Source organism: Sphingobium sp. WR1, assembly GCF_059693745.1.
On the sequence record NZ_JCATID010000018.1, the window covers coordinates 68508 to 93943 of the forward strand.

24 protein-coding genes are annotated in these 25436 nt (G+C 66.5%); 9 read left to right on the plus strand and 15 right to left on the minus strand.

Going from position 1 to position 25436, the window contains the following annotated elements:
• The first annotated feature begins 107 nt into the window (after positions 1-107).
• The 4 genes from AC58EF_RS19270 to AC58EF_RS19285 all read left to right on the plus strand — a co-directional run bounded on the left by AC58EF_RS19270 (position 108) and on the right by AC58EF_RS19285 (position 4372).
• The gene (locus tag AC58EF_RS19270) at positions 108-2867 is read left to right on the plus strand and encodes a helicase-related protein (RefSeq protein WP_497278063.1); all 2760 of its coding nucleotides are present in this window, start codon (positions 108-110) and stop codon (positions 2865-2867) included.
• On the plus strand, positions 2860-3150 hold the full coding sequence (locus tag AC58EF_RS19275; RefSeq protein WP_497277993.1) for an RNA-binding S4 domain-containing protein: 291 nt from the start codon (positions 2860-2862) through the stop codon (positions 3148-3150). The genes AC58EF_RS19270 and AC58EF_RS19275 overlap by 8 nt, the downstream gene beginning before the upstream one ends.
• A gap of 97 nt (positions 3151-3247) precedes the next feature.
• Positions 3248-3586: a ferredoxin FdxA gene (fdxA, locus tag AC58EF_RS19280; protein WP_497277994.1), complete on the plus strand. Its 339-nt coding sequence runs from the start codon at positions 3248-3250 to the stop codon at positions 3584-3586.
• Positions 3587-3844: 258 nt separating this feature from the next.
• Positions 3845-4372, plus strand: coding sequence for a CarD family transcriptional regulator (locus AC58EF_RS19285; protein ID WP_325415495.1), 528 nt, complete (start codon positions 3845-3847; stop codon positions 4370-4372).
• A 112-nt stretch (positions 4373-4484) separates the two neighbouring features.
• Here the strand turns inward: AC58EF_RS19285 and AC58EF_RS19290 are convergent, their stop codons facing one another.
• The 10 genes from AC58EF_RS19290 to AC58EF_RS19335 form a co-directional block, all read right to left on the minus strand.
• A complete protein-coding gene (locus tag AC58EF_RS19290) occupies positions 4485-4724 on the minus strand; it encodes a hypothetical protein (protein ID WP_497277995.1) in 240 nt (79 codons plus the stop codon).
• Positions 4725-4802: 78 nt separating this feature from the next.
• Positions 4803-5306, minus strand: coding sequence for an asparaginase domain-containing protein (locus tag AC58EF_RS19295; RefSeq protein ID WP_497277996.1), 504 nt, complete (start codon positions 5304-5306; stop codon positions 4803-4805).
• 62 nt (positions 5307-5368) lie between these two features.
• Positions 5369-6181, minus strand: coding sequence for a pyrroline-5-carboxylate reductase family protein (locus AC58EF_RS19300; protein WP_497277997.1), 813 nt, complete (start codon positions 6179-6181; stop codon positions 5369-5371).
• Positions 6182-6185: 4 nt separating this feature from the next.
• Complete coding sequence (locus tag AC58EF_RS19305; protein ID WP_497277998.1) at positions 6186-6692, minus strand: type III secretion system chaperone family protein; 507 nt, start codon at positions 6690-6692, stop codon at positions 6186-6188.
• Between the two features lie 42 nt (positions 6693-6734).
• Positions 6735-7046, minus strand: a complete 312-nt coding sequence (locus AC58EF_RS19310; protein ID WP_497277999.1) for an accessory factor UbiK family protein — start codon at positions 7044-7046, stop codon at positions 6735-6737.
• 44 nt (positions 7047-7090) lie between these two features.
• Positions 7091-7639 (minus strand): TspO/MBR family protein, encoded by a 549-nt coding sequence (locus tag AC58EF_RS19315; RefSeq protein ID WP_497278000.1) that lies wholly within the window; start codon positions 7637-7639, stop codon positions 7091-7093.
• A gap of 24 nt (positions 7640-7663) precedes the next feature.
• Positions 7664-10768 (minus strand): efflux RND transporter permease subunit, encoded by a 3105-nt coding sequence (locus AC58EF_RS19320; RefSeq protein ID WP_497278001.1) that lies wholly within the window; start codon positions 10766-10768, stop codon positions 7664-7666.
• A gap of 12 nt (positions 10769-10780) precedes the next feature.
• Positions 10781-11827 (minus strand): efflux RND transporter periplasmic adaptor subunit, encoded by a 1047-nt coding sequence (locus tag AC58EF_RS19325; protein ID WP_497278002.1) that lies wholly within the window; start codon positions 11825-11827, stop codon positions 10781-10783.
• A 94-nt stretch (positions 11828-11921) separates the two neighbouring features.
• On the minus strand, positions 11922-12659 hold the full coding sequence (locus tag AC58EF_RS19330; protein WP_497278003.1) for a TlyA family RNA methyltransferase: 738 nt from the start codon (positions 12657-12659) through the stop codon (positions 11922-11924).
• Positions 12659-14704, minus strand: coding sequence for a protein-disulfide reductase DsbD family protein (locus AC58EF_RS19335; protein ID WP_497278004.1), 2046 nt, complete (start codon positions 14702-14704; stop codon positions 12659-12661). The genes AC58EF_RS19330 and AC58EF_RS19335 overlap by 1 nt, the downstream gene beginning before the upstream one ends.
• Positions 14705-14781: 77 nt before the next feature.
• Between AC58EF_RS19335 and AC58EF_RS19340 the strand changes: the two genes are divergently transcribed.
• Both AC58EF_RS19340 and AC58EF_RS19345 read left to right on the plus strand, forming a co-directional pair.
• A complete protein-coding gene (locus tag AC58EF_RS19340; RefSeq protein WP_497278005.1) occupies positions 14782-16455 on the plus strand; it encodes an alkaline phosphatase family protein in 1674 nt (557 codons plus the stop codon).
• 741 nt (positions 16456-17196) lie between these two features.
• Entirely contained in the window at positions 17197-18720 is a 1524-nt protein-coding gene (locus tag AC58EF_RS19345; protein ID WP_497278006.1) for a S10 family peptidase, read from the plus strand.
• Between the two features lie 142 nt (positions 18721-18862).
• Here AC58EF_RS19345 and AC58EF_RS19350 read toward each other — a convergent pair whose 3' ends face one another.
• Entirely contained in the window at positions 18863-19090 is a 228-nt protein-coding gene (locus AC58EF_RS19350) for a hypothetical protein (protein WP_497278008.1), read from the minus strand.
• On the opposite strand from AC58EF_RS19350, the gene AC58EF_RS19355 reads away from it, so the two are divergent.
• Positions 19089-19979, plus strand: a complete 891-nt coding sequence (locus AC58EF_RS19355; RefSeq protein ID WP_497278009.1) for a DUF2279 domain-containing protein — start codon at positions 19089-19091, stop codon at positions 19977-19979. The genes AC58EF_RS19350 and AC58EF_RS19355 overlap by 2 nt on opposite strands.
• Positions 19980-20072: 93 nt before the next feature.
• Entirely contained in the window at positions 20073-21428 is a 1356-nt protein-coding gene (locus tag AC58EF_RS19360; RefSeq protein ID WP_497278011.1) for an amidohydrolase, read from the plus strand.
• A gap of 461 nt (positions 21429-21889) precedes the next feature.
• Here AC58EF_RS19360 and bdcA read toward each other — a convergent pair whose 3' ends face one another.
• Entirely contained in the window at positions 21890-22603 is a 714-nt protein-coding gene (bdcA, locus tag AC58EF_RS19365) for an SDR family oxidoreductase (RefSeq protein ID WP_497278012.1), read from the minus strand.
• 72 nt (positions 22604-22675) lie between these two features.
• Here bdcA and AC58EF_RS19370 point away from each other — a divergent pair, with 72 nt between their 5' ends.
• Positions 22676-23269, plus strand: coding sequence for a TetR/AcrR family transcriptional regulator (locus AC58EF_RS19370; protein WP_497278013.1), 594 nt, complete (start codon positions 22676-22678; stop codon positions 23267-23269).
• Positions 23270-23276: 7 nt separating this feature from the next.
• Here the strand turns inward: AC58EF_RS19370 and AC58EF_RS19375 are convergent, their stop codons facing one another.
• From AC58EF_RS19375 to AC58EF_RS19385, 3 genes are read right to left on the minus strand one after another with little or no spacing between them, the layout of a single operon-like run.
• Positions 23277-24266 carry a nucleotidyltransferase domain-containing protein gene (locus tag AC58EF_RS19375; RefSeq protein WP_497278014.1) on the minus strand — a complete coding sequence of 330 codons (990 nt, stop codon included), beginning with the start codon at positions 24264-24266 and terminating at the stop codon, positions 23277-23279.
• Positions 24263-25126, minus strand: a complete 864-nt coding sequence (locus AC58EF_RS19380) for an HprK-related kinase A (protein ID WP_497278015.1) — start codon at positions 25124-25126, stop codon at positions 24263-24265. Before AC58EF_RS19380 ends, AC58EF_RS19375 begins: the two co-directional genes overlap by 4 nt.
• Positions 25123-25410 (minus strand): HPr-rel-A system PqqD family peptide chaperone, encoded by a 288-nt coding sequence (locus AC58EF_RS19385; RefSeq protein WP_497278016.1) that lies wholly within the window; start codon positions 25408-25410, stop codon positions 25123-25125. The genes AC58EF_RS19380 and AC58EF_RS19385 overlap by 4 nt, the downstream gene beginning before the upstream one ends.
• Positions 25411-25436: the final 26 nt, after the last annotated feature.

Here is a 25436-nt window from a genome sequence, read left to right on the forward strand (position 1 = left end):
TCGCCCATGCGATAAAGCGTGCAACCGGCTGGACCGGCGCAGCAAAGCGGATGGAACCGCCGAATCCCCTTGCCCCGGCGCGCATCCTCCCCGACATAGGCCGCATCATGGCTTCCTTCGCCCGTTCGCCCGTCACCGCCGTCCTCGGGCCAACCAACACCGGCAAAACCCACCTCGCCGTCGAGCGCATGTGCGGCCATTCGAGCGGCATGATGGGCTTTCCGCTGCGCCTGCTGGCGCGCGAGGTCTATGACCGGGTGGTCGCGATCAAGGGCGCCAACCAGGTGGCGCTCATCACCGGCGAGGAAAAGATCGTGCCGCCGCAGGCGCGCTATTTCCTCTGCACGGCCGAATCCATGCCCATCGGCGCAGGCCGGCAGGCCGGAGCCGCACAAATAAGCGGCGGGCGCGAATCCGGCACGAAGGACGATTTCGCCTTCGTCGCGCTGGACGAGGCGCAGCTGGGATCGGACCCGGAACGCGGCCATATCTTCACCGACCGGCTGCTGCGCGCGCGCGGCCGCGAGGAGACGATGATCCTCGGCTCCGCGACCATCAGCCGCCTCGTCAAGGCGCTGGTGCCCGACGTGGAGATCATCGGCCGGCCGCGCTTTTCCACCCTCTCCTATGCCGGCGCGAAGAAGCTGTCCCGCCTGCCCAAGCGCTCCGCCATCGTCGCCTTCTCCGCCGAGGAAGTCTATGCCGTGGCCGAAATGCTGCGCCGTTTCCGGGGCGGCGCGGCGGTGGTGATGGGCGCGCTCTCCCCCCGCACCCGCAACGCGCAGGTGCAGATGTTCCTGAATGGCGAGGTCGACTATCTGGTCGCGACCGACGCGATCGGCATGGGGCTGAACCTCGACGTCGCCCATGTCGCCTTCGCCTCGCTGCGCAAGTATGACGGGCGGCGCACCCGCCGCCTGACCGTCAGCGAAATGGCTCAGATCGCCGGGCGCGCGGGCCGCCATCACAGGGACGGAACCTTCGGCAGCCTGGGCCATGAGGATGGCGACGCCGCCTTCACGCCGGAGGAAATCGAGGCGATCGAAGCGCATCGCTTTCCGCCGGTCGAGCAACTTTTCTGGCGCGACGGCACGCCGCGCACCGACCGGCTGGACCATCTGCTGTTCGACCTGGAGCAGAAGCCCGAGCGCCCCGAACTGCGCGCCGCGCCGGAGGCCATCGACCATGCCGTGCTGCGGCGGCTGGCCGACGATCCGTTGGTGATCGAACGCGCGCAGGGAAAAAAGCAGGTGGAGCGGCTCTGGACCGCGTGCGGCCTGCCCGATTTCCAGAAGCTGGGCGCAGAACATCATGCCCGCACCGTCAGCCGCATCTGGCGCTTTCTGTCGGAGGGGAGCGGCCATATTCCGCGCGACTGGTTCGCCCAGAATCTCGCCCGGCTCGATTCGGTGCAGGGCGATATCGACACGCTGTCGGGCCGGATCGCGGCGGCGCGGACCTGGTCCTATATCGCGCACCGCCCCGACTGGCTCGCCCATCCGGCCGAGATGGCGGAGCGCACGCGCGCGCTGGAAGAGAAGCTGTCCGACGCGCTGCACGCCGCGCTGACGCAGCGTTTCGTCGATCGGCGCACATCCGTCCTGCTGCGCGATATCGGCCAGAATGCCAGCAACCTGCCGGTCACGGTGGAGGCCGATGGGAGCGTCTGTGTCGATGGCGAGACGATCGGACGACTTGACGGCTTCCGATTCTCGGTCGATCCCGCTACGCGGCATCAGGATCGAAAGATGCTGTTGGCGGCCGCGGACCGGCGCCTTGGAAAGGTATTGCGAGTGAAGGCTGACGAACTGGTTGCTGCGGCGGACGCGGATTTTGCGCTTCTGGATGAGGCGGGACAGAATCCGGGCATTGCCTGGGGCGAGACGCCCGTGGCGACCCTGCTGACGGGACCGAGCCTGCTGGCGCCAGAAATCCGGCTGGATCGCGCGCTTCTCAGCCTGGGCCAGGATGTGCAGAAGCAGGTCGTCGCCCGCCTCGCCGCCTGGTTCGAGGCGCAAAAGCAGAAGCATCTCCTGCCGCTGGTGAAGATGGCGGAAAGCGCCGCCGATCCCGCCGTGCCTCCGGTGGTGCGCGCCGTCTTCGCCCAGCTCGCGGACGCCGGCGGCGTGATCGCGCGGACCGAACTCGATTCGGCGCTGGGCCATCTCGACAAGGAACAGCGCCATCTGCTGCGCAAGGCGGGGATCGATATCGGCGTGCTCGACATCTATCATCCCGGCCTGCTCAAGCCCGGCGCGGCGCGCTGGCGTTCGGCGCTGCTGGCCGCGCGCATCGCCAAGCCCTGCCTGCCGCTGCCCCAGCCGGGCCTGACCCTGATCCCGGCGGGCGAGAAACCCGCGCAGATGGGCGCGCGCATCGCGGGCTTCCGCGGGTTCGGCGAGCAGATGCTGCGCATCGACATGGCAGAACGCATGGCCCGCACCGCGCATGAAACGATCGCCCGGAATGAGCCGTTCACCCATGGCAGCCCGCAGATCGTGTCCCTGGGTTTGTCCGAAGCGGCCTTTCTGCAACTGATGCGCCTTGCCGGCTTCCGCCCGGTGACTCCGGCGGCGGCGCCCGTCCCGGCGCCGGAGACGGAAAGTGGGGAAGCCACGGAGAGCGCAGAAGGGACCGAAGCGCCGCCCGCCGCACCCGGCGCCAACTGGGCCTTCCGCGGCCGGCAAAAGGCGCGCCCCGATCGCCCGCAGCACGGCCAGCAGCCGCGCAGCGCCAAGCCCGGCGGCAATAAGCGTCACCCCGGCAAGGATGGCGGCCAGGCCCGCGCCGCTTCGGCAGGCAGCACCCCTGCCCCCGCCAACAACGCCTTTGCCGGCCTGGCCGAGTTGCTGGGCCGCAATGGCTGACACGGTTCCCGGCCATGGACCGGCGCTGCGGATCGACAAGTTTCTGTGGTTCGCGCGCCTGTCTAAAAGCCGGTCGACCGCGCAGAAGCTGGCGGAGGACGGGCATATCCGCCTGAACGGCCGTCGGGTCGACCGCGCCCATGCGCCGGTGCGTTCGGGCGACCTCATCACCTTTCCCCATCCCAGCGGCGTGCGGGTCGTGCGGGTGGTGCAGCTGCCGGCCCGGCGCGGCCCCGCGCCCGAAGCCCAGGCCTGTTATGAGGAACTGACGGTCGGGGGCTGAAGTTCAGGCTGTTGGCGGCCAACAATATCCTCATTGACCTTCGCGCGCGCCGGGCATAGCAGGGCCGCGCTTTTCCAAACGATAGAGTGCCCTGACAATGACCTATGTCGTGACCGACAACTGCATCCGCTGCAAATATATGGATTGCGTCGAGGTCTGCCCCGTGGACTGTTTCTACGAGGGCGAGAACATGCTGGTCATCAATCCCAACGAATGTATCGACTGCGGCGTGTGCGAACCGGAATGCCCGGCCGAGGCGATCCTGCCCGATACCGAGAACGGTCTGGAAAAATGGTTGGAACTCAACACCAAATATTCCGCCGAATGGCCGAACATCACGGTCAAGGGCGACGCGCCCGCCGATGCCGAGGAAATGAACGGCGTCGCGAACAAGCTGGAGCAGTTCTTCTCCGCCGAACCGGGCGCGGGTAACTGATCCGGGCGGCCCTGCGCCGCCCCTATTAGCGTCCCGGATTGCGGCACACCCCCAGACTTTGTGTCTAGGGGTGGTAATTTTGTTACGAATCTGCTAAATAGCGCACCAACGGCCGGATGCCCCCTATCCGGCCCCGGAGAATAAACTTCATGTCTTGGCGGGTCGCGCCGCGGACGCGCATAGCATTTGGCCAGCTTATGGCTTTTGCCCCTCTGCACCGCGCCGGCCCGTCCCCCAGTTGAATTGGAAAGGTATCAAATGGCTGCCAAGGCGCTGTCCTTTGACGTTGGTGATTATGTCGTTTATCCCAAGCATGGCGTTGGCCGTGTGATCGAGCTGCAGAAGGAGCAGATTGCTGGCATGGAGTTGGAGCTGTATGTGCTCCGCTTCGAAAAGGAGCGCATGACGCTCCGCGTGCCCACCAACAAGGCCGAGGGCGTGGGGATGCGCAAGCTGTCCTCCAACAAGACCCTCGAAGAATCGATGGAAACGCTGAAGGGCAAGCCCAAGGTCAAGCGCACCATGTGGTCGCGCCGTGCCCAGGAATATGAAGCGAAGATCAATTCGGGCGACCTGGTGTCGATCGCCGAAGTGACCCGCGACCTGTTCCGCGCCGACGACCAGCCCGAACAGAGCTATTCCGAGCGCCAGATCTTCGAAGCGGCATCCAGCCGCCTCGCCCGCGAGCTGGCGGCGATGGAAGAGACGGACGAGCCGACCGCGCTGAAGAAGATCCTGCGCATCCTCAACGAAGCGGCCCCCAGGCACGTCCGCGTCGAGGGCTGAAACCCGATTTCCGCCGAGCTGATCACGGCAGGCTGATACAGGAAGGGGCGTTCCGATCAGGTCGGGACGCCCCTTTTTTAATGGCTTAAGGGCGTCGGAATCGCCCGCGGCCTTACTCGTCCTTGACCGCGCCGGCCGCATCCTTGGCCGCGTCGCCTACATCGCTCGCGGCCTGCCCGACCTGGGTCGCGGCGGTCGACACCGCATCGTCCTTGCGGCTTTCGCTGCTGATCAGGAAAAAGGCGGCGACCGCCACCACGACCACCAGCAGCAGGATCGCGAGCGTCATGCCGCCGCCGCGCTTTTCGATCACCGTCGTCGTCGTTGCCGGACGCTCCTGATAATCGGTCATATGTCATCCTCCTCGTCGCGCCACCCGCCTTTTCAATGCGCGGGCGGCGGCCAAGGTTCCGGCACGGCGCGGGCGCGGTCAGTCCTCGACCGGCACGAAGGCGCCCCGGGCGCGATCCTTCACCACCTTGTCGGCGCGGAAGACCGAGCCGCTCATGGTGATGTAGACGCCCGGCTCCGCCACCTGCGCCGTGGCGAACGCCATGCCCAGGTTGAAGCTGGCGTCGCTTTCGCCAAAGCGCGCCGGGGCGAGCGCGCCGACCAGCACGATCGTCTTGCCGGCTATGTCCTTCAGCTGCTTCGCTGTCTCGGTCATGGTGTCGGTGCCATGGGTGATGACGATATGCCGTTCCCGCGCGGCGGCGCAGCGGGCGGCGATCAGTGCGCGGTCGCTGTCGTCCAGTTCCAGGCTGTCCTTGCGCGTGACTTCCTCGATGCGGAAGGGGCGCTTGACGCGGGCAATTTCCAGCAGCTTGGCCATCACCGTCTCGCCGACCTGATAGTCGGACAGGGCGTCGAAATAGATTTTGTCGATGGTGCCGCCGGTGGTGAGCAGCAGGATCGGGGTTTCAGGGGACAACATGAGGCGCTCCGGGGTCGATTTTCGCGCGCCTTAGCCCAAATGGCGCGTCCCCGAAACCGTCCTTATTCCCCGCGCGCCATTGCCTCGCCCCGGTCGCGGGCGGCGGCCAGCGTGTCGGTGAGCAGCGTCAGCAGCCGGTCGTCGGCGTCGAGGACATTCAGCCCCTGCCGCGTCATGCCGCCGGGGCTGGCGACCCGGTCGGCGAGCGTTGCCGGGCTGTCATCGGCGCGGGCGGCCATGCTGGCCGATCCCCGAACCGTCGCCAGCGCCATGCGCGCCGCCTGATCGGCAGGGATGCCGATCACCTCGCCCGCCCGCGCCAGCGCATCGACGAAGCGGAACAGGAAGGCCGGGCCGCAGCCCGACAGCGCCGTAACCTGGTTGAACAGCGCCTCGTCGGCGATCCATTCGGCCAGGCCCAGCGGCTGGATCAGGGCGTCGATGTCACTCTTCGCGGCGTCCGATGTCGTCGCATCGGTGAACAGCGCGACCACGCCTTCCCCCAGCCCCACCGGCAGATTGGGCATGGCGCGCACGATGTCGCGGGCGGCCGGGAAGCGGGCCCGCAAGTCGGCCAGCGTCGTGCCGGCGAGGATCGAGACGATCCGCGTCCCGTCCCCGCAGAGCGGCGCCAGAGCGGCGGCGACATCGGCGATCTGGTAGGGCTTCATGCCCAGCAGCGCCGTCGTCCCGTCCGGCAGCGCGGCGGGATAGCCGGTCACGACCTTCACGCCATCGGCCACCGGCCTGCCGCTGGGGCGCAGCACGGTGACGCGCGCGGGATCAAGGCCGCAATCCAGCCAGCGGACAAGCATCTGCCCCGCCATATTGCCGCAGCCGACGAGGAAGAGATGATCGGGCCAGGCCGCGGTCATGCGATCAGGCTTCGCCGCGGGTTTCGATCAGGCTGGCGGAAATCGCCTCGCTCGGCGTCTTGCCGCCCCACAGCACGAACTGGAACACCGGGTAGAAGCGCTCGCATTCGTCGATCGCGGTTTCGACCAGCAATTGCGCCTGATCGAGCGTCAGCGTGCCGCCCGCGCCCAGCAGCGCGCCATGGCGGAACAACACGATGCCGCTGGACGACCAGAGTTCGAAATGGCCGAGCCACAGCTGCTCGTTGATCAGCCCCAGCGTCTCGTAGATGGTGGCGCGCTTGTCCTCGCTCACCCGGATGTCGGGCATGGCGAGCATCTGAAGCACCTGATCCTCATCGCGCCAGATGCCGCGCAACTCATATTGCGCCCAGCTGCCCTGGGTGTTCGCGACGATCTCATCTTCGCCGACCTGATCGAAACTCCAGCCATGCGCTTCGAAATAGGCCGCCAGCATATCGATCGGCGCGGCTTCCTGGCCGCCATGTTCAAATTCGTCGCTATCCATCATCGGCGCGCCTTATCACCGCGGGCGGCGAAAGGACAGACGGGATCAATCCGCGTCCTTGGCCGCGTCCGTCGCCTTGGACTTGGCGGCCTTGACGCTCTTGGTGACGGGTTCGCCGCTCTTGCCCTCCAGCGCGTCGAGCCGGGCCTTGAGCAGCTCCACCTCCTCGCGCGCGGCGGCGGCGAGCGCCTTGACCGCGTCAAATTCCTCGCGCGACACGAATTCCATGCCGCCGATCCATTCCTTGGCGCGTTCACGCGCGTTGGACTCGAACTCGCGCGTCATGCCCGCCACCGTGCCGGCGGCGCCGTTCACCAGCTTGGCCAGATCGTCGAAAAAGCGGTTTTCGCTCTGCATTGCACTTGTCCTCTTTGCGGCGCGCGAATCCGTGCGCCCGAAATTCATATCTGGGTCTTGAGCGCCGGCGCGACAAGGGTCGCGGCCTCCGGGTTCAGGCGGCCGATCTCATAGGTGAGGAAGGCGGCGAAGGCCAGCCAGCAGAGATAGGGCAGCAGCAACGCGCCCGCGAGGCGCCGGATACGCCAGAAAAGCGCCGCTGTAGCCGCCACGACGACGCACAGGACCAGGATCAGCGCCAGCGCGCCGCCCACCTGATGCGCGCGGAAGAAGAGCGGCGACCAGGCGAGGTTCATCAGCAACTGGATCAGGAACAGCGCGATCGCCGCGCCCCGCCCCTTCGCCCCCCGCGCATGGAGGACGATGGCGAAAGCCAGCGCCATCAGCACGTAGAGAATGGACCAGACGACGCCGAACGCCCAGCCCGGCGGCATCAATGCAGGCTTTTCCAGCGCGTCGAACCAGCGATTGCCATAGCCGCTATTGGCGAACCTGCCCGACAGGAAACCGAGAAAGACGATGGCGGGAACCGTAACCAGCGCCCAACGGAGATAGGCGAGACGTAACTGACCCTGGGACGCAATCTCGTTCATCGAAAGCAACACTCCCCACGCATGTCACTCGGCCGGTTCGGGTGAATCCTTGAGCGCCGAATCCAGTTTGCGGCTGACGGTTTGCGGAGAAACCGTGCGCTTGGCAACGCGCGAATAGAAGATCGGGATCAGGAACAGCGTGATCAGCGTCGCCAGGCTGACGCCGAACACCACCACCACGCCGATCGAATGGCGCGCCGCCGCCCCCGCCCCGCCGCGCAGCACCAGCGGCACCGCGCCGATCACGGTCGCGATCGATGTCATCAGGATCGGGCGCAGGCGGCGCCTGGCGGCTTCGCGGATCGCCTCGGCAATCTCTATCCCCTCGTCGCGCAGCTGGTTGGCGAATTCGACGATCAGGATGCCGTTCTTGGCGGCAAGGCCGACCAGCATGACGATGCCGATCTGGCTGTAGAGGTTGATCGAACCGCCGGTGAGCGCCAGCCCCAGCGCGCCGCCCGCCACCGCCAGAGGCACGGTGGCGATGATGACGCCGGGATGGATGAAGCTTTCGAACTGGGCGGCGAGCAGCAGATAGACAAGCAGGATGGTGAGGCCGAAGACCAGCCAGATCGACCCGCCGGTTTCGCGCAAGGATTGGCTTTCGCCGCGATAGCCGATCGCCAGCACTTCGGGCGACTGGCGCGCCTGATCCTCCAGATAGGCAAGCGCCTGCCCGAGCGAGGTGCCGGGCGCCAGCGCCGCCGTCAGGGTGATGGCGCGCAGCTTGTTGTAGCGGTGGAGTTCGCGCGGTCCGGCCACTTCGCGGATCGTCACCAGCGCGGACAGCGGCACCAGCGCGCCTGTGCGGCTGCGGACATTGATCCGCTCCAGATCGGCCTTGGTCCGGCGGCCTTCATCCTCCGCCTGCACCAGCACCCGATATTCCTCGCCCCGGTCGACATAGGTGGTGACGCGACGCGACCCGAGCAGGCTCTGCAGCGCCTGGCTGACATCGTTCACCGACACGCCCAGATCGCCGGCGCGTTGCAGATCGGTGTCGATCCGCATCTGCGGCTTGGTTTCCTTATAATCGCTGTCGAGGTTGATGAGGCCGGGATAGTCGGCGGCGGCGGCCATGATCCGGTCGCGCGCGGCGACCAGCCCTTCATAGGTGGCCCCCGCCAGCACGATATTGACCGGCAGGCCGCGCCCGCGCCCCAGCCCCGATCGCGGCGCGGCGTTACCGCGCACGCCCGGCTGGTCGGCGATCACCCGGTTGATGATGGTCGCGACCTCCGCCGTGGTGATGGTGCGATCCTCCCACGGGCGCAGGAAGGCGATGACGGTCCCGCTATTGAAATCGTCGGTGGCGCCGAAGCCGGCCGGCGTGCGGATGACCAGATTCTGGAGCGTCCCGTCCCTGCGCAGGAAGGCGAGATCATTCTCGACCTTCTTCATATAGGCCATCATCCGGTCGAAACCGGTGCCTTCGGGCGCGCTGATCTGCGCTTCGACCACGCCGGTATCCTCGGCGGGGGCCAGTTCGCTCGGCAGGCGGGTGAAGAAGAAGCCCGCGACGCCCAGGAACAGCAGCACGCCCAGCAACGGCAGCAGCGGCTTCCTGAGCGCGCCGTCGAGCCAGCGGGCATAGCCGCCCTCCAGCCACTGGAACCGATCGTCGATCCAGCGCGCCAGCCGCCCGCGTTCGGCGGTGTTGAGCAGCTTGGAGCAGAGCATCGGCGCGAGGCTCAAGGATATGAAGCCGGAAAAGCCGATGGCCGCGATCATCGCAATGGCGAGTTCGCGGAACAGCAGGCCCGTCTGGCCCGCGAGGAACATGACCGGCACGAACACGGCGCAGACGACGAGCGTGGTCGAAATGATCGCGAAGCCCACCTGCCGCGTGCCAAGATAGGCGGCGACCAGCGGATCGTCGCCCTGCTCGACCCGGTGATAGACATTTTCCAGCACGACGATGGCGTCGTCGACCACCAGGCCGATGGCGAGCACGAAGGCGAGCAGGGTCAGCAGGTTGATCGACAGGCCCAGCAGCCACATCACCGCGCAGGTGGCGAGCAGGCAGATCGGCACCGTCACCGCCGGGATGATGGTCGCCCGCACCGATCCCAGGAACAAGAAGATGACGAGGATGACGAGCAGCGCCGCCTCGATCAGCGTGTCGTAGACATTCTCGATCGCGCGCTCGATGAACAGGGATTCGTCGGTGCCGATGGCGACCTTCATGCCCTTGGGCAGGGTCGGTTCCAGCTCCTTGATCAGAGCCTTGGCCTTTTGCGCGACCTCCAGAGTATTGGCGCCCGACTGGCGGATGATGCCGATGCCGATCGCCGTGCCCTGGTTGGATCGGAAGCTGCTATAGGGATTTTCCGCGCCCTCTTCGATCCGGGCGACGTCGCCCAGCGTCACCAGATGACCGTCCGCCCCGCGTCCGACCACCAGGCCGGCGAACTGGTCGGGGGTGGCGAAGGGCCGCTCGACGCGCAGCGTCTGGTTCTGGTCCTTCGATTCGAAGCGGCCAGCGGGCAGCTCGACATTCTGGGTGCGCAGCGCCGCCTCGACATCGGCCGGGGTCAGGCCGAAGGCGGCCAGCTTTTCCGCGTTGAACCAGATGCGGGTCGACGGCCGCGCCTCGCCGCCGATATTGACGCGGGCGACGCCGTCGATCGCGGAGAAGCGATCGACAATGGTGCGGTCGAGATAGTCGCTGATCTGGATCGGCGACCAGCCGGGGCGCGAGAAGGCGAGGAAAAGGATGGCCCGCGCGTCGGAATCGACCTTGCGGATCTCGGGCGCCAGCGCGTCCTCCGGCAAATCCTCCGTCACCGATCCGACGCGGTCGCGCACGTCATTGGCGGCGCTGTCGATATCGCGCGACGGGTCGAATTCGATATTGATTTCCGACGTGCCGTCCTGCGAGGTGGAGGTGATGGTCTGGATGCCCTGCACGCCCGCGACAGCATCCTCGATCAACTGGGTGATGCGGGTTTCCACGACGGACGCGGCCGCACCGGTATAGACGGTCTCGACCGATACGATCGGCGGATCGGTGTCGGGATATTCGCGGACCGACAGGTTTATCCAGCCGACCACGCCGACGATGCAGAGCAGCACCGCGACCACGGCGGCGAAGACGGGGCGGCGGACGGAAAGGTCGGAAAGCTGCATGGCGCGGCGACCCTATCCGGCCGCCTTGGGCGTGTCGGACTTATTGTCGCTGGCGAGGCGGACGGTCATGCCGTCGGTCAGCTTGACCACGCCTTCGGTCACGACCTGCTGCCCCGCCTTCACGCCGCCGGTGATTTCGACCAGGCCGTTCTGACGAATGCCGATATCGACCTTCACCCGTTTGGCGATATGGTCCTCCAGCACGAAGACGAAACGTTCGTCGCCATCGCCGATGACCGCCAGTTCGGGTACGGAGAGCGACTGGCGCTGGTGCGACAGGACGCTGACGGTCAGCAGCATTCCGGGTTTCAGCGCCTTGTCGGGATTGGGCAGGATTGCGCGCACGCGGACCGCGCGGGTGGCGGGATCGATTACCGGATCGATCGTCGCGATGGCGCCGTTGAACGGCCGGTCGGGCCAGGCGGCGGAGACGGCCTTGATCGGCATGGCTTCGCGCAGCATCGACAGGCGGGTTTCGGGGACGGTGAAGTCCAGCTTGATGCGGCTGATGTCGCTGACCGTGGCGATCGGCGTGCCGGCGCTGACGATCGCGCCGGGCGATACGGTGCGCAGGGAAACCCAGCCGGCGAAGGGCGCGCGGATGATGCGGTCGCCGATCGAGGCGCGGGCGAGTTCCGCATTGGCGCGGGCGGCATTGGCGAGCGCCGTCTGCTGCTCCAGCGTCGCGCCGGTGGCGAAACCGCGCGTCTTCAATGCCTGGATGCGCTGAAGCTGCTGGCTTGCCTGCAACGCGGTCGCCTCGGCCGAAGCGAGTTCGGCCTTTTCCTGCCCCACGGCGAGGGTCGCGATCACCTGTCCCTTCGCCACGAAGCCGCCATCCGCGAAGTTGAGCGCGGTGATCCGTTCCGTCACCGGCGCGGACAGCACCACCTGCTCATTGGCGAGCGCCGTCCCCACCGCCTCGACATTGTCGGTGAAGGCGGCGGGGGCGATCGGGCTGGCTTCGACCAGCGGCACGGCGCGCGGCTTCTGCTGTTTCTCGCCGCTGCAACCGGCAAGACAAAGGGCTGTGAGAATGACAGGCAGGAACGAGCGCATGACGAAGGGCTATCGGGCCTTTCAGCGCGACACAATGGACCCTTGTGTCGCGGCGTGTATCATTATGTATCGGCGAAGAACGAAGCTCGCCCGATTATCCGCCAAGCCGGGCGTGGAGGAGAAATTCGACATTGCCCTGCGGCCCGGTGATCGGGCTTTGCGCCAGGCCCGCGACGGTCCAACCCTGTTCGCGCACCCAGTCCTGCACCTCAATGCAAACCCGTTCGTGGATGGCGGGATCGCGCACCACGCCATTCTTGCCCACCTCCTCGCGCCGCGCCTCGAACTGCGGTTTGATGAGGGCGACGAGATGGGCGTCGGGCTTCGCGAAGCCGATCGGCCTTTCCAGCACCTTGGCCAGGCTGATGAAGCTGGCGTCGCAGACGATGATGTCCACCGCTTCCGGGATATGCGCGTCGGTCAGGATGCGGGCACTGGTCTGTTCATGGACGACGACCCGCTCGTGGGAGCGCAGTTTCCAGGCGAGCTGGTTGGTGCCGCTGTCCACCGCATAGACTTTCGCCGCGCCGTTGCTGAGCAGCACGTCGGTAAAGCCCCCGGTCGAGGACCCGACATCGATGGCGACGAAGCCGGTCACGTCGATGGCGAATTCCTCCAGCGCATGGGCCAGCTTGATGCCGCCGCGCGACACCCAGGGATGGTCGCGGCCGCGCACGTCGAGGTCGGCGTCGGCGGGCACCTGCTGCCCGGCCTTTTCCACCTTCCGGTCGCCCAGATAGACCAGACCGGCGAGGATGAGCGCCTGGGCGCGGGCGCGGCTTTCGGCGAGGCCATTGTCGACGAGTAGCTGATCGGCGCGCACCTTCGCCATCAGGGCACCAACGCGGTCAGGGTGGCGGGGGTCAGCAATTGCGGCAAGGTCCGCGCCTCCTTGCCCGGCGCATACCAGAGATAGAGGGGCACGCCCGAGCGGCCCTGGCTTTCGAGAAAGCGGGTGATGGCGGGATCGGCATTGGTCCAGTCGCCGACCATCACCGTGACGCCGGCCTTTTTGAAGGCGTCGCGGGTTTCGGCGCGGTCGATGGCGGCGGCCTCGTTCGCCTTGCAGGTCAGGCACCAGTCGGCGGTGAAATAGAGGAAGACCGGCTTGTTGGCGGCGCGCAGGGATGCCAGTTTCTGGACATCGAAATGGACAATCTCATTGCTGTTTTCGGCGACGGCGGGCGCTCTGGTCGGCAGGGCGGCGCCGGCACCGGCGAGCAGCGCGATGCCGGCAATGGCAGCCAGCACGCCGCCGCCCTTGCCCAACCGCTGGCGACCGCCCAGCCACCAGAGCAAAAGCGCCAGCAACAGCGCCGCGCCCAGGCCGATGGTCATGCCCGCCACACCCCGCTGTTGCCCCAGCAGCCAGGCCAGGCCCAGCGCGGTCAGGAGCATGGGCACGGCGAGAATTTTCTGGAACTTGCCCATCCAGCCGCCGGGCCTAGGCAAACGATTGCGCAGCGCCGGAGCATAGGCGAGCAGCAGGAAGGGCAGCGCCAGCCCCAGCCCCAGCCCGGCGAACACCGCCAGCGCGGCGGGCAAGGGCAGCAGCAGCGCCGCCCCCATCGCCGCCGCCATGAACGGCCCGGTGCAGGGCGTCGCGACGAAGGCGACCAGCGCGCCGGTCCAGAAGGAACCGGCCATGCCGCCCTTCCCCGCCAGCGCATCGCCGCCGCCATAGGCGCGCAATTCGAACAGGCCCGCAAGGTTGAAGGCGATCGCCGTCACCAGCAGCAGCAGCGCCAGAATGATGCGCGGGTCCTGCAACTGAAAGGCCCAGCCGACCGCCGTCCCCGCCGCACGGAGCGCCAGCAGCAGCCCGCCAAGCGCAAGACAGGTGAGGATGACGCCCAGCGTATAGGCCAGCGCTTCCCGCCGCACGGTCCGTTCGTCGCCGCCCGCCTTCGCCAGCTTCATGGCTTTCAGCCCCAGGATCGGGAAGACGCAGGGCATGATGTTGAGCAGCAGCCCGCCCAGCAGCGCCCCGCCCAGCGCGGCGAGGATCGCGCTCCATTGGCCACTGCCGCCGGACGCCGACGCGACCTCGCCGGGTTTGGCGGTCAGCAGGAAGCCGACATGATCGCCGGTCCGCAACACCGCCTGCACGGCGCCGCCTTTTCCGCCTTCGCCTGCGCCGGTTTCGATCAGCAGCCGGTCGCCGTCGCGCGTCACCGTCTGCGGCGCGGCATAGCGGGCCAGCCCTTCGGTCAGCGGAAAGAGATGCACGTCGCTCGCCCGCGCGCTGGCGGGAAACGGCACCGACAGGCGCAGCGTGCCGTCCTTCAGTGCATAGGTGGCTTCCGATCCCAAAGGCCGGGGCAGATGGGTGCGCCAGCTATCGAAGCGCGCGCGCGCCGCCGGTGCGACTGTGCCGTCGCCCGCGATCAGGTCCAGCGCCAGTTCGCCGCTTTCGGGCACGCACACCTTGTCGGTGCAGGCCAGCCATTGCGCCTTCGCCCGCACCGGCAGGCGCGTGCCGGGGGCAATGTCCGCCGCGACCTTCAAATCCGCCAGCACCGCATAGGGGCCTTCATAAACATGGTTCATCAGGCCGGAGATCAGCAAGGTTTCCGGCACCGGATAGCGCAGCGGGCCGACGCTCACCCCCTTGGGCAGCGTCCAGTCGACCGTCATGCCCAGGCCCGCGTCGCCGGGATTTTCCCAATAGCCATGCCAGCCCGACTCAGGGACCATGGCGAAGGCGATCGTCGTGCCCGTAGCGGGCGCGGGATTGTCGCTTTCGCTGTCCAGTTGCGCCGCGATATGCGCCGCGCCGCCGCCGAATGCGCTCTGCGCCCACAGCGCGGACGGCTGTGCGGCAGACAGACCTGCCAACAGGGCAAGCGTCATGATTATGACTTGAAAAATCCGCATCGGGCCTCTGGTCGGTCAGGTGCAAGGGGGCTAGGTCGCTCCCCATCCGCCGTCAAGGCATGAGAAGGTATCGCAGAATGTTCAAACGAGTCGCCGCCATCCTGTTGCTCGCCACCGCCATGCCTGTGATGGCGCAAGGCTCCGCCCCGACCCCGGCCGCCGCCCCGCCCGCAACAGCCGCGCCCGCGACTCCGCCCAAGTTGATCGTCGCGATCAGCGTCGACCAGTTTTCCGCCGATCTGTTCAGCGAATATCGCCAATATTATAGCGGCGGCCTCAAGCGCCTGACGAGCGAGGGCGCGGTCTTCCCGCGCGGCTATCAGAGCCATGCCGCGACCGAAACCTGCCCCGGCCATTCGACCATCCTGACCGGCAGCCGCCCGTCGCGCACCGGCATCATCGCCAACACCTGGTTCGACCTTGGCACGGCGCGCGAGGACAAGGCGGTCTATTGCGCCGAGGACGAGACGCAGCCGGGCACCAACAGCGACGATTATGTCGCGTCGCCCGTCCACCTCAAGGTGCCGACGCTGGGCGGCCGGATGAAGATCGCCAATCCCGCCACCCGCGTCGTATCGGTCGCGGGCAAGGACCGCGCGGCGATCATGATGGGCGGGCCGACCGCCGACCAGAGCTGGTGGCTGACGCCCAAGGGCTATGTCAGCTACAAGGGCATCCCCATCCCGCCGCTGGTCGCCAAGGTGAATGAGCAGTTCGCCGCGCGCCTGGCCCAGCCCAATCCGGGCTTCGAACTGCCGCCCCAGTGCGCGGCGAAGGATTTCGCGGTCAATATCGGCGCGGGCCTGACCGTGGGCACCGGCCGCTTCGCGCGCGATGCCGGCGACTTCAAGAAGTTCCGCGCCTCGCCCGAACAGGATGCGCTGACGCTGGTGCTGGCCGCCGGCGCGATCGAGAGCATGGACCTGGGGAAGCAGGCGCAGACCGACATCATTTCGATCGGCCTGTCGGCGACCGACTATGTCGGCCACACCTATGGCACCGAAGGCACTGAAAGCTGCATCCAGGTCGACCGGCTGGACCGCGAACTGGGCGCCTTCTTCGAGCGGCTGGACAGGGACGGCATCGATTATGTCGTGGTGCTGACCGCCGATCATGGCGGCCATGACCTGCCCGAACGGCATCAGGAAAACGCCATGCCGATGGAGCAGCGCGTCGACGCGGCGCTGACGCCCAAGGCGCTGACCGCGGCGATCGGCGCGAAGACCGGGCTGACCGGCAGGAAGCTGATCTGGGGCGACGGCCCGCAGGGCGACCTGTATTTCGACAAGGGGCTGACGGCGCCACAGCGCGCGAAGGTGGAGGCCGCGACGCTGGCGCTGCTGCGCGCCCATCCCCAGGTCCAGACCGTCTTCACCAAGGCGGAGATCGCCGCCGCCCCCGCCCCGTCCGGCCCGCCCGAATATTGGAGCCTGCTTCAGGAAGCGCGCGCCAGTTTCGACGCCCAACGGTCGGGCGACCTGCTGTTGCTGCTCAAGCCGCGTGTGATGGCGATCCCCGACGGCACCAAGGGCTATGTCGCGACCCATGGTTCGCCCTGGGATATGGACCGCCGCGTGCCGATCCTGTTCTGGCGCAAGGGGATGCGGCATTTCGAGCAGCCGCTGGGCGTCGAGACGGTCGATATCATGCCGTCGCTGGCCGCGCTGATCCACTTGCCGGTGCCCCGGGACCAGATTGACGGGCGCTGCCTGGATCTGGTGGCGGGCGAAGGCGACAGCTGCGCGCAGTAAAGGAGACCGTTCATCCGAGCGCGTCGGGAAACGGGAAGCGCTGCGTCAGCCGCTTCCCGACGTCGCTCGAAGCGAACGGCAATTGGACCATGTGCCTGAATATGGGCGTCTGGCAGCGGCCTTCTAGGACATTCCTTCTCCCTTGAGGGAGAAGGATACGGAGCCTTGCCGCAAAGCGGCTAGGCGGAGTTGGATGAGGGGGATTGGCGGTAGGTCGGCGCGATTGCGCAAAGTGGCATCCCCCTCACCCAGCTACGACTAGGCAGCAAGCTGCCAAGTCTTCACATCCCTCTCCCTCAAGGGAGAGGGAAAGAATATCCGTAATCCACCCTTTTCGTCATTGCGAGCGCAGCGAAGCAATCCAATGTCACCCCCTATGGATTGCTTCGCTGCGCTCGTCACGCTGCCGTCTATGACAGCATGATCAACCCGGCTCTAGCCGGAGATCGCCATGGCTACGCCGGCGAACCTACACCACCCCGTGGGACACGACCGAACCGACCCGCCCCTCTCCTCCTCGCACCGACCAACTTCCCTTGCGCCACAAGAAGCGCATCGCTGTGGCCTTACTGGCGCTTCGGTGACGCGTCGCAGGCGCTTCGCGAGCGCAAAGCGGGCGCTTCGGGCCGAAAAAGCCGACAACGGTGTGAATTTCGCCCCCTGTCGCGTCGGTGGCGCGTCCCATCTTTTCACGGCTCCCGCCGTCCGCTAGCCAGACGGATGTAAAACAAGGGGAATGACATGCGTTTCACCACCAGCCTCGCCGCCCTGGCGCTGGTCCTTTCCGCCACCGCCGCTTATGCCCAGGACGAAGGCAAGAAGAAGGACGAGAGCAGAAAGGAAGAGATTGGCGAGAGCGCCGTCCCCGCCCCCAATATTTCGGTAACGAAGCACAAGGGCGTGTTCGGCGGCAAGGCGATCAGCTACACCGCGACGACCGGCGAAACCTATCTGAAGGACAAGGACGGCAAGCCGCTCGCGGCCATTTACGCCACCGCCTATGTCAAGGATGGCGGGGACAGGAAGCGGCCTGTCACCTTCCTCTATAATGGCGGGCCGGGATCGGGATCGCTGTGGCTGCATATGGGCGCCTTCGGTCCCAAGCGGGTGGTGCTGCCCGACGCGCAGGATGACGGCGCGCCGCCCTATCCGCTGGTCGACAATGCGGAATCGCTGCTGGACGTCACCGACCTGGTCTTCATCGATCCGGTCGGCACCGGCTTCTCCCACGCCATCGGCAAGAAGGACCCCAAGGATTATTGGGGCGTGTCGGCCGACGCCAAATCGATCGCCGAATTTATCCGCCTGTGGCTCAACGAAAATGGCCGCTGGTCCTCCCCCAAATATATCGGCGGCGAAAGCTACGGCACGACCCGGTCGGTGGCGCTGATCAACGAGCTGGAGGGCAGCTATAACGACGTCGCGGTCAACGGCATCATCCTGATCTCCACCATCCTCGACTTCGGCGCCACGGCCGAGGTGCAGGGCAATGAAATGCCCTATATCATCAACCTGCCGTCGATGGCGACGACCGCCTGGTATCACCGGAAAATGGGCAATCCGCCCGCGACCGTGGCCGAAGCGGCGCAGCAGGCCCGCGCCTTCGCCATCGGCCCCTATGCCGCCGCCCTGCTCAAGGGCAACCAGCTATCCGCCGACGAGCGTGCCAGCGTGCGCGCCGAACTGGCGCGGCTGACCGGCCTGTCCGAGACGTTCGTGGACCGTGCCGACCTGCGCATCACGCCGGGCCGCTTCTACAAGGAGTTGCTGCGCGACCGGGGGGTGAGCATCGGCCGCCTCGACACCCGCTATACCGGCAGGGATTATGACGCCGCGGGCGAGGAGCCGGACAATGATCCCAGCTTCTACGCGATCGACGGCGCCTATACCGCCGCGATGAACAGCTATGCGCGCGACGAGCTGGGCTACCGGACCGACCGCTCCTATGTGACGATCGGCGGGGTCAGCGGCTGGGACTGGAAGCTGGACGGCAAGAGCGGCCGGGCGAGCGAAGTCTATGGCAGCGTTGCTCCCTATCTGGGCAAGGCGCTGCGCGAGAATAGCGGCCTCAAGGTCTTTGTCGGCCAGGGCTGGTATGATTTTGCGACGCCCTTCTTTGGCGCAGAATATGCGATGAGCCGGACGGGCTTCGACGCCTCGCGCATCCACTATCATTATTATGACGCGGGCCACATGATGTATGTCCGTCCTGATGACCTGCGCAAGCTGAGCGCGGACATCCGGGCGTTCATTTCCGCGCGCTAGGGCCGATCGGGATCGCGGCCCTCCGCCCTGCTTCCCGGCGGGTCGCGTCGAAGCAAACGGCATTGCGACGAAATGCGGCTTCATCAAGTTGTAATAAAAAGGAAATGTGATTATCATCCCCTCGAAAAAAAGGTCGCTCCGTTCAAAAAGGGGGGCAAAGGTTGATGGATGTTGAAGTAAGGCGCAAGCGCGCGACCCGGCGCGTTTCGCAGTCATGCGCGTCGATCGTGGCGGTGATGACGGTCATGGCGATGTCGGCGCGGGCCGACGACAGCATCGACCCAGCGATACAAAATAATGATACGCCCCCAGTCATAATCATCCCACCGGTCCCGCTTGCCGACGCGGGCGCCGCGAGCGCGCCGTTCATGACCGCCTCCACCAGTGCATTCGACCTGGCGAGCCTCGCGCCCGAGCAGAGCGCGCCGCCGGAGGTCGCCCGGATCGCCGGTCCCCCCGTCGATACGGAAGAAGCCTCGCCCGTGGCGGACCCCGCCCGCTATCGCTCGCTCGGCGGCCGCATCGGCGCGGCCAAATGGGAAACGCTGGGCCTGTTCGCCTATATCACCGCCACCCAGGCCTATTGGACCGACGACACCACCAGCTTCCATTCCAAGGATGAAGGCTGGTTCGGGCGGAACACCAACAATTTGGGTATCGACAAGCTGACCCATGCCTTCAACGGCTATCTGTTCGCCGAATTTCTGGGCGCGCGCATCGCCCGCAAGACCGGCGACCGTCCCGCCGCAGCTTTGCCCGCGGCGATACTCTCCATGGGGCTGCAACTCTATGGCGAGATGTGGGACGGGCATAAGAGCGACAGCGGCTTTTCCTATCAGGATGTCCTCTTCAATGGCGCCGGTGCGGCCTTTTCCGTGCTGCGGCATACGGTGCCGGGGCTGGAGGAAAAGCTGGATTTCCGGCTGATGGTGGTGCCCAATTCCCAGGTCTACAGCTTCAAGGGCAAGCGCCATTATGAGCAGCAGCATTTCCTGCTGTCGCTGGAACTGGCGGGCTTTGAGGGGTTGAAGACCAGCCCGCTGCGCTTCGTGGAATTGCAGGCGGGCTATCGCGGCAGGGACTTCCTGGCGGCCGACCGGGCCGCCGGCATCCGTCCCAAACGCGACATTTTTTTCGGCGTGGCGCTGAACATCAAGGAACTGTTCTTCAAGAACAGCCGGTCGCGTGTGGGCCGGGCCATCGGCAGCGGGCTGAACTATTTCCAGATCCCCTATACCGGCGTCTATGACTATTATTGATCGGGCCATCCCCTGGCCCGGCCTTGCGACAATCCCCCTTTAACGCTTGTAAAATCACCCTATGCTCGCCCGCAGCAAGGGAGATTCACAGATATGCGCCACGCGCTCACGGCCTTTCTGGCCGCCGTCAGCTTCACGTCCATCGCCGCCGCCCAGACTCCGGCCCCAGCGCCGGCCGCACCGCCACCCGCCCAGAGCGAGATCGGCGCGGCGATCGCGAAGGACATGGACGGGCTGATGACGCTCTATCGCGACCTGCACGCCAATCCCGAACTGTCGCTTCAGGAAGTCAACACCGCCGCCAAGCTCGCCAAACGGCTGAAGGCGCTGAAATATGACGTGACCGAGAAGGTCGGCGGCACCGGCGTGGTCGCGGTGATGAAGAACGGCACCGGCCCCGTGCTGCTGATCCGCGCCGACATGGACGGCCTGCCGGTGGTCGAGCAGACCGGGCTGGAGTTCGCGTCCAAGGTCCGCACCAAGACGCCCGAAGGTGTCGAGACCGGCGTGATGCACGCCTGCGGCCATGACACCCATATGACCGCCTTCATCGAGACGGCCAAGCTGCTCGCCGCGCGCAAGGACCAGTGGAAGGGCACGCTGGTCATGATCCTCCAGCCCGCCGAGGAAGTGGGCAAGGGCGCGCGCGACATGCTGGAGGACGGCCTCTATACCCGCTTCCCGCGCCCGACCCACGCCATCGCCTTCCATGACGCCGCGAATCTGGAGGCGGGCGTGATCGGCTATACCCCCGGCTATGCGCTGGCCAATGTCGACAGCGTCGACATAGTGGTGAAGGGGCTGGGCGGCCATGGCGCCTATCCGCAGACCGCCAAGGACCCGATCGTGCTGGGCGCGCGGATCGTCACGTCGCTCCAGACGCTGGTCAGCCGCGAGCAGGACCCGCAGGATCCGGCCGTCGTCACCGTCGGCAGCTTCCAGGGCGGGGCCAAGCATAATATCATCCCCGACGAGGCGAAGCTGCTGCTGACCGTGCGCAGCTATTCGGACGAGACGCGCGCCAAGCTGATCAAGGGGATCGAGCGCATCGCGAAGGGTGAGGCGATCGCGGCCGGAGTGCCGGAAGACCGGATGCCGGTGGTGAGCGTGAAGGACGAATTCACCCCTTCCACCTACAATCCGCCTGAATTCGCCGAGCAGATGGCGACCCAGCTCAAAAGCCATTTCCCCGAAGGCCGGGTGGTGAAGACCCCCGCCGTCATGGGCGGCGAGGATTTCGGCCGCTTCTATCGGGCGGACAAGAGCATCAACAGCTTCATCTTCTGGGTCGGCGGCGTGCCGGCGGACAAGATGGCGCAGGCGCAGGCTGGTCAGATCAGCCTGCCCTCGCTGCACTCGCCTTTCTGGGCGCCGGAAGCCGACAAGGTGATCGCCACCGCGAGCGAGGCGATGACCGTGCTGGCGCTGGATATCCTCAAGAAGGATTGACGGCCGGCGCGCTTTCCACGGGGGGCGCTCCATCTAGTGACCCGAATCTGAAGTTCGCCACATTAATCCGACAGGGCTGAGCGAACTTCAGATTCAAAAGGGTCACTAGTAAATATTTGATACTAGTGTGGTTTATGGATTTGAAATACGCTCCGCCCTTGCCTGCAATATGTGGCGTATTTCAAATCCACCACACTAGAGTCGGATGACATCAGGTCGACTTACCTCGTCATTGCGAGCGCAGCGAAGCAATCCATAGGGGGTGACATTGGATTGCTTCGCTGCGCTCGCAATGACGATTCAAACAAGAAAGTCATCCTGCTATAAAGGGCGCTCCATCCGGGAGCGCCCTTTTCCCAAGCGATCAGGCGCCGAAACCGCCGTCGATCGTGTGCATGGCGCCGNGAAAGTCATCCTGCTATAAAGGGCGCTCCATCCGGGAGCGCCCTTTTCCCAAGCGATCAGGCGCCGAAACCGCCGTCGATCGTGTGCATGGCGCCGGTGATGATGCCCGCTTCCGGTCCGGCGAGATAGGCAGCGAGGCCAGCGATTTCCTCGCCCGTGGCGTGGCGCTTGATCGCCATGAAGCCGTGCATCGTGGCCGCCATCGGACCGTCGGCCGGGTTCATGTCGGTATTGGTCGGGCCGGGCTGGATGCTGTTGACGGTGATGCCGCGTGCGCCGAAGTCGCGCGCAAGGCCGCGGGCCATGCCCTGCAAGGCCGATTTGGTGAGGGCGTAGGCCGCCCCGCCCTCAAACGGCATACGATCGCCATTGACCGACCCGATCACGATGATGCGGCCGCCGTCGGGCATCTGACGCGCAGCCTCGACCGCGGCATGATAGGGCGCGCGGACATTGATGTCGATCATCCGGTCGACCGCGTCAGCGTCCAGCGTCAGCGGATCGCCCATCACCAGCGCGCCGGCATTCACCACCAATATGTCGAGCGGCCCCTGCGCCGCCACCACGTCGACCACCGCCTGCCGATCGGCAGCGTCGGACTGGATCGCCGTCGATCCGGTTTCGCCGGCCAGCGCGTGCGCGGCGTCATGCGATCCGGCATAGGTGAAGGCGACCTGCGCGCCGTCCCCGGCGAAGCGGCGGACGATCGCGGCGCCAATGCCGCGGCTGCCCCCCAGGACAAGGGCTTTCTTGGACGTGAAATCGGTCATGTCATCTATCCTTGAGAAATTTGTAATGATCGCTATATAAATGATCGGCGGGCGTGTTCAAGGATTTTTGTAGTGGTCGATAAAGAAAAATCGAAAAGCCGCGGCCGCCCACGCGCGTTCGATCGCGATGCGGCGCTCGACCGGGCGCAGGCGCTGTTTCATGCGCAGGGTTATGAGGGCGTCGGCGTGGCCGCGCTGGCCGAGGCGATGGGCGTCAATCCGCCCAGCCTCTATGCAGCGTTCGGCAGCAAGGCGGAACTGTTCGACACGGTGCTGGGTCGCTATGCGCGCAACGGACTGCCGATCGACGAACTTCTGGCGCCGGGTACGGAACCAGCGGCGGCGCTGACCAGCCTGCTGCGTGAGGCCGCGCGCGTCTACGCCGCCGATCCGCAAGCGCCGGGGTGCCTTGTGCTGGAAGGCGCGCGCGGCGCCGACCCGCAGGCGGCAGGCCTGGCCTGTATCTGGAAGAAGGCCAGCCGGGAACGGGTGCGCGACTATCTGCGCCCGGCCCATCCGGCCAAGGCCGACGTCGTGGCCGACTATATGGTCGCCATCATGTCCGGCATGTCTGCCGATGCGCGTGGCGGTATGCCCGCCGACCGGCTGATCGCGGTCGCCGACATGGCCGGCCTGGCGATCGAGGCGATGCTGGCCGGGGATTGACGCCTTTCTATTGCGGCCGATGGCCCTTGCGCCATTTGGTCCAGAGATGCCGCGCCAGCATCATCGGCGGCATCCGCAGCCAATGGGAGCGGATATAGAAGGCGAAGACCAGCGGCTTGCGCACTTCCTGTCCCCAGCCGTTGCGGGCAAGCAGGCGCGCGCGCACCAGCCGGTCCCACAGGGTCAGGCGCGCGCCATCGCCATAAAGCGCCGCCGCCAGCCGTCGCACCTGACGGACATGGGGCAACAGGCCGTGCCGGGCGGCCCGCGCCTCCAGCGCCGCCGGATCGGTGTCGGGCAGCAGGCAATATATATCCCACAGGTTGCGAAGCCCCCCCTGCAAGTCGCCGTCCGCCAGCATATGCGCTGCCGCGTGGATGATCCGGTCCTCGGGCGAGAGGACATATAATCCCTCGCCTATCTCGACCGCATCGGCGATCATCGCCGCAGCATCCGGCGTCTGGCGCGCGGTGAGCGGCAGCACCGTATGATGCACGTCGATCATCCGGTCCCGCTCGCGATGGATCAGCGGCGGCAGTTCGTGCATCCACTGGCGATAATAGGCGTCATCATAGGGATCGGGCTTCACCCAGTCCCAGCCCGCCGCCATCAGCGCCTTTTCGGCCACCGGCATGGCGTCGCGCGGCACGAGAATGTCCAGGTCGCCGATGAAGCGCCCCTGCCCCGCCCGCAAGCCGGCGGCGACATAGGCCGTGCCCTTGAGCAGGATCGTCCGCACGCCGGTGCCGCGCAGCGCCTCGACGCAGCGATCCGCCTCCCACAAGGCCTGTCGCGCCTCGCGATCCGTGTCGAGCCGGGCGTCGGACAGGATCGGCGCGACCGCCGGAGGGACGGCGATATCCTCCAGCCGATGCGCGAGGGTTCCGATCAGCCGCTCGGCGCGGGCGGCGGCGATCAGGCCGTTCCAGCCGGCCGCATCCAGCGCGTCGACCGAGGCGGGGTGCCGCAGCGTATCGACCAGCAGCGCCGCGCTCATGCCAGTTCGCTCCACAACCGATCGACCATCGCAAAAGCCGCCTCGCCCGAAGGGAAGTCGATCGCCCGCGCGGGCACGTTGCGCACGAAATGGGTGAGCGCGGCGAAGCCCGGTTCGCCCAGCGCGACATAATTGGTCGATGCCTGCGTCAGACGCATGAAGATTTCCCCCTGCCCCACCGCCCGAACCTCCGCCTCATAGCCGAAGCGCGGAAAGAGCAGCAGGGCCGGCATTCCCCCTTCCTCCATGCGGGTCACGGCATCGGCGCGCGGCACCATATGGCGAATGTCGCCCTTTGCCGTGGCGCGCAGCAGCGGCCCCATGCGCGCGGCCCCCACCGCGTCCTCGACCACGTCGATCGCCCGGTTTTTGAGCGAGACGAGGCGCGGAAAGGGCAGGATCGCGCCGCTGTCGAGATCGAGCAGCGCGAACTCGTCGCCCATGAGGCGCCAGCCGCGCTCGCCGAGCAGCGCCGCCAGCGTCGACTTGCCCGACCCGGATTCGCCGGTCATCACCAGCACACGCCCATCCTTCTCGACGCTCGACGCATGGAGGAGCAGATGCCGCCGCCAGCCGAGCGCCATTTGCAGGTTCATGCCCATTTCCGCCGCGAGCAGGCCATGGGGCAGGCTCATGGGCGCGGCGTCAGCCAGGCCATGGTCGCCGGTGATGAAGATGGAGGGCCGCACCCAGCGCCGCGCAAGGCTGGTCGGCTGGAGCCGGACGGTGAAGTCGGCGATCGCCCCCGCCGCCTGCGGATAGGCGGCATAGAGGCGGGCGAGCTGGTCGATCGGGCCGCGCCATGCCGATCCGATGCGGAAGGTCGCCGGGCCGATGCGCAGGGTCAGGCTGTGCCTCATGCAGCGCGGACCAGACCGAGCGCCACCAGCGCGTCGAGATGCGCCGCGATTTCGGGCAGGGCCGTATCGCGCGGGCCAAGGTCGAACGCCTCGGCGAGCCGATCATGCACATCGGCCGCGCTGACGCGCTCTCCGACCGTCATCCGGCCGAGAATCTCGGGCACCGGGCTGATGACCATATGGGTCTGGCCCGAGCGCGGATGATAGAGAAGGACAAGGTCGTCAAGCACGCAGGTCCGCGTCGCATCGCGCGCGTCCAGCCGATAATATCCTGTTGCTTCCACGCGGGCGCTCCTGCTGCTTACTCCCT

Bases quoted from the DNA above. Each gene is read 5' to 3' on its own strand.
- AC58EF_RS19285 (WP_325415495.1), top strand. From the start codon at position 3,845: ATGGCTGCCAAGGCGCTGTCCTTTGACGTTGGTGATTATGTCGTTTAT.
- AC58EF_RS19330 (WP_497278003.1), bottom strand. From the start codon at position 12,659: ATGGCGAAGGTGCGCGCCGATCAGCTACTCGTCGACAATGGCCTCGCC.
- AC58EF_RS19320 (WP_497278001.1), bottom strand. From the start codon at position 10,768: ATGCAGCTTTCCGACCTTTCCGTCCGCCGCCCCGTCTTCGCCGCCGTG.
- AC58EF_RS19375 (WP_497278014.1), bottom strand. From the start codon at position 24,266: ATGAGCGCGGCGCTGCTGGTCGATACGCTGCGGCACCCCGCCTCGGTC.
- AC58EF_RS19380 (WP_497278015.1), bottom strand. From the start codon at position 25,126: ATGAGGCACAGCCTGACCCTGCGCATCGGCCCGGCGACCTTCCGCATC.
- AC58EF_RS19335 (WP_497278004.1), bottom strand. From the start codon at position 14,704: ATGCGGATTTTTCAAGTCATAATCATGACGCTTGCCCTGTTGGCAGGT.
- AC58EF_RS19270 (WP_497278063.1), top strand. From the start codon at position 108: ATGGCTTCCTTCGCCCGTTCGCCCGTCACCGCCGTCCTCGGGCCAACC.
- AC58EF_RS19300 (WP_497277997.1), bottom strand. From the start codon at position 6,181: ATGACCGCGGCCTGGCCCGATCATCTCTTCCTCGTCGGCTGCGGCAAT.
- AC58EF_RS19310 (WP_497277999.1), bottom strand. From the start codon at position 7,046: ATGCAGAGCGAAAACCGCTTTTTCGACGATCTGGCCAAGCTGGTGAAC.
- AC58EF_RS19350 (WP_497278008.1), bottom strand. From the start codon at position 19,090: ATGAACGGCGCGCTCGCGGCGCCCGCGTCGGCAAGCGGGACCGGTGGG.
- bdcA (WP_497278012.1), bottom strand. From the start codon at position 22,603: ATGACCGATTTCACGTCCAAGAAAGCCCTTGTCCTGGGGGGCAGCCGC.
- AC58EF_RS19360 (WP_497278011.1), top strand. From the start codon at position 20,073: ATGCGCCACGCGCTCACGGCCTTTCTGGCCGCCGTCAGCTTCACGTCC.
- AC58EF_RS19325 (WP_497278002.1), bottom strand. From the start codon at position 11,827: ATGCGCTCGTTCCTGCCTGTCATTCTCACAGCCCTTTGTCTTGCCGGT.
- AC58EF_RS19295 (WP_497277996.1), bottom strand. From the start codon at position 5,306: ATGTTGTCCCCTGAAACCCCGATCCTGCTGCTCACCACCGGCGGCACC.
- AC58EF_RS19355 (WP_497278009.1), top strand. From the start codon at position 19,089: ATGACCGCCTCCACCAGTGCATTCGACCTGGCGAGCCTCGCGCCCGAG.
- AC58EF_RS19290 (WP_497277995.1), bottom strand. From the start codon at position 4,724: ATGACCGATTATCAGGAGCGTCCGGCAACGACGACGACGGTGATCGAA.
- AC58EF_RS19275 (WP_497277993.1), top strand. From the start codon at position 2,860: ATGGCTGACACGGTTCCCGGCCATGGACCGGCGCTGCGGATCGACAAG.
- AC58EF_RS19305 (WP_497277998.1), bottom strand. From the start codon at position 6,692: ATGATGGATAGCGACGAATTTGAACATGGCGGCCAGGAAGCCGCGCCG.
- AC58EF_RS19340 (WP_497278005.1), top strand. From the start codon at position 14,782: ATGTTCAAACGAGTCGCCGCCATCCTGTTGCTCGCCACCGCCATGCCT.
- AC58EF_RS19345 (WP_497278006.1), top strand. From the start codon at position 17,197: ATGCGTTTCACCACCAGCCTCGCCGCCCTGGCGCTGGTCCTTTCCGCC.
- fdxA (WP_497277994.1), top strand. From the start codon at position 3,248: ATGACCTATGTCGTGACCGACAACTGCATCCGCTGCAAATATATGGAT.
- AC58EF_RS19315 (WP_497278000.1), bottom strand. From the start codon at position 7,639: ATGAACGAGATTGCGTCCCAGGGTCAGTTACGTCTCGCCTATCTCCGT.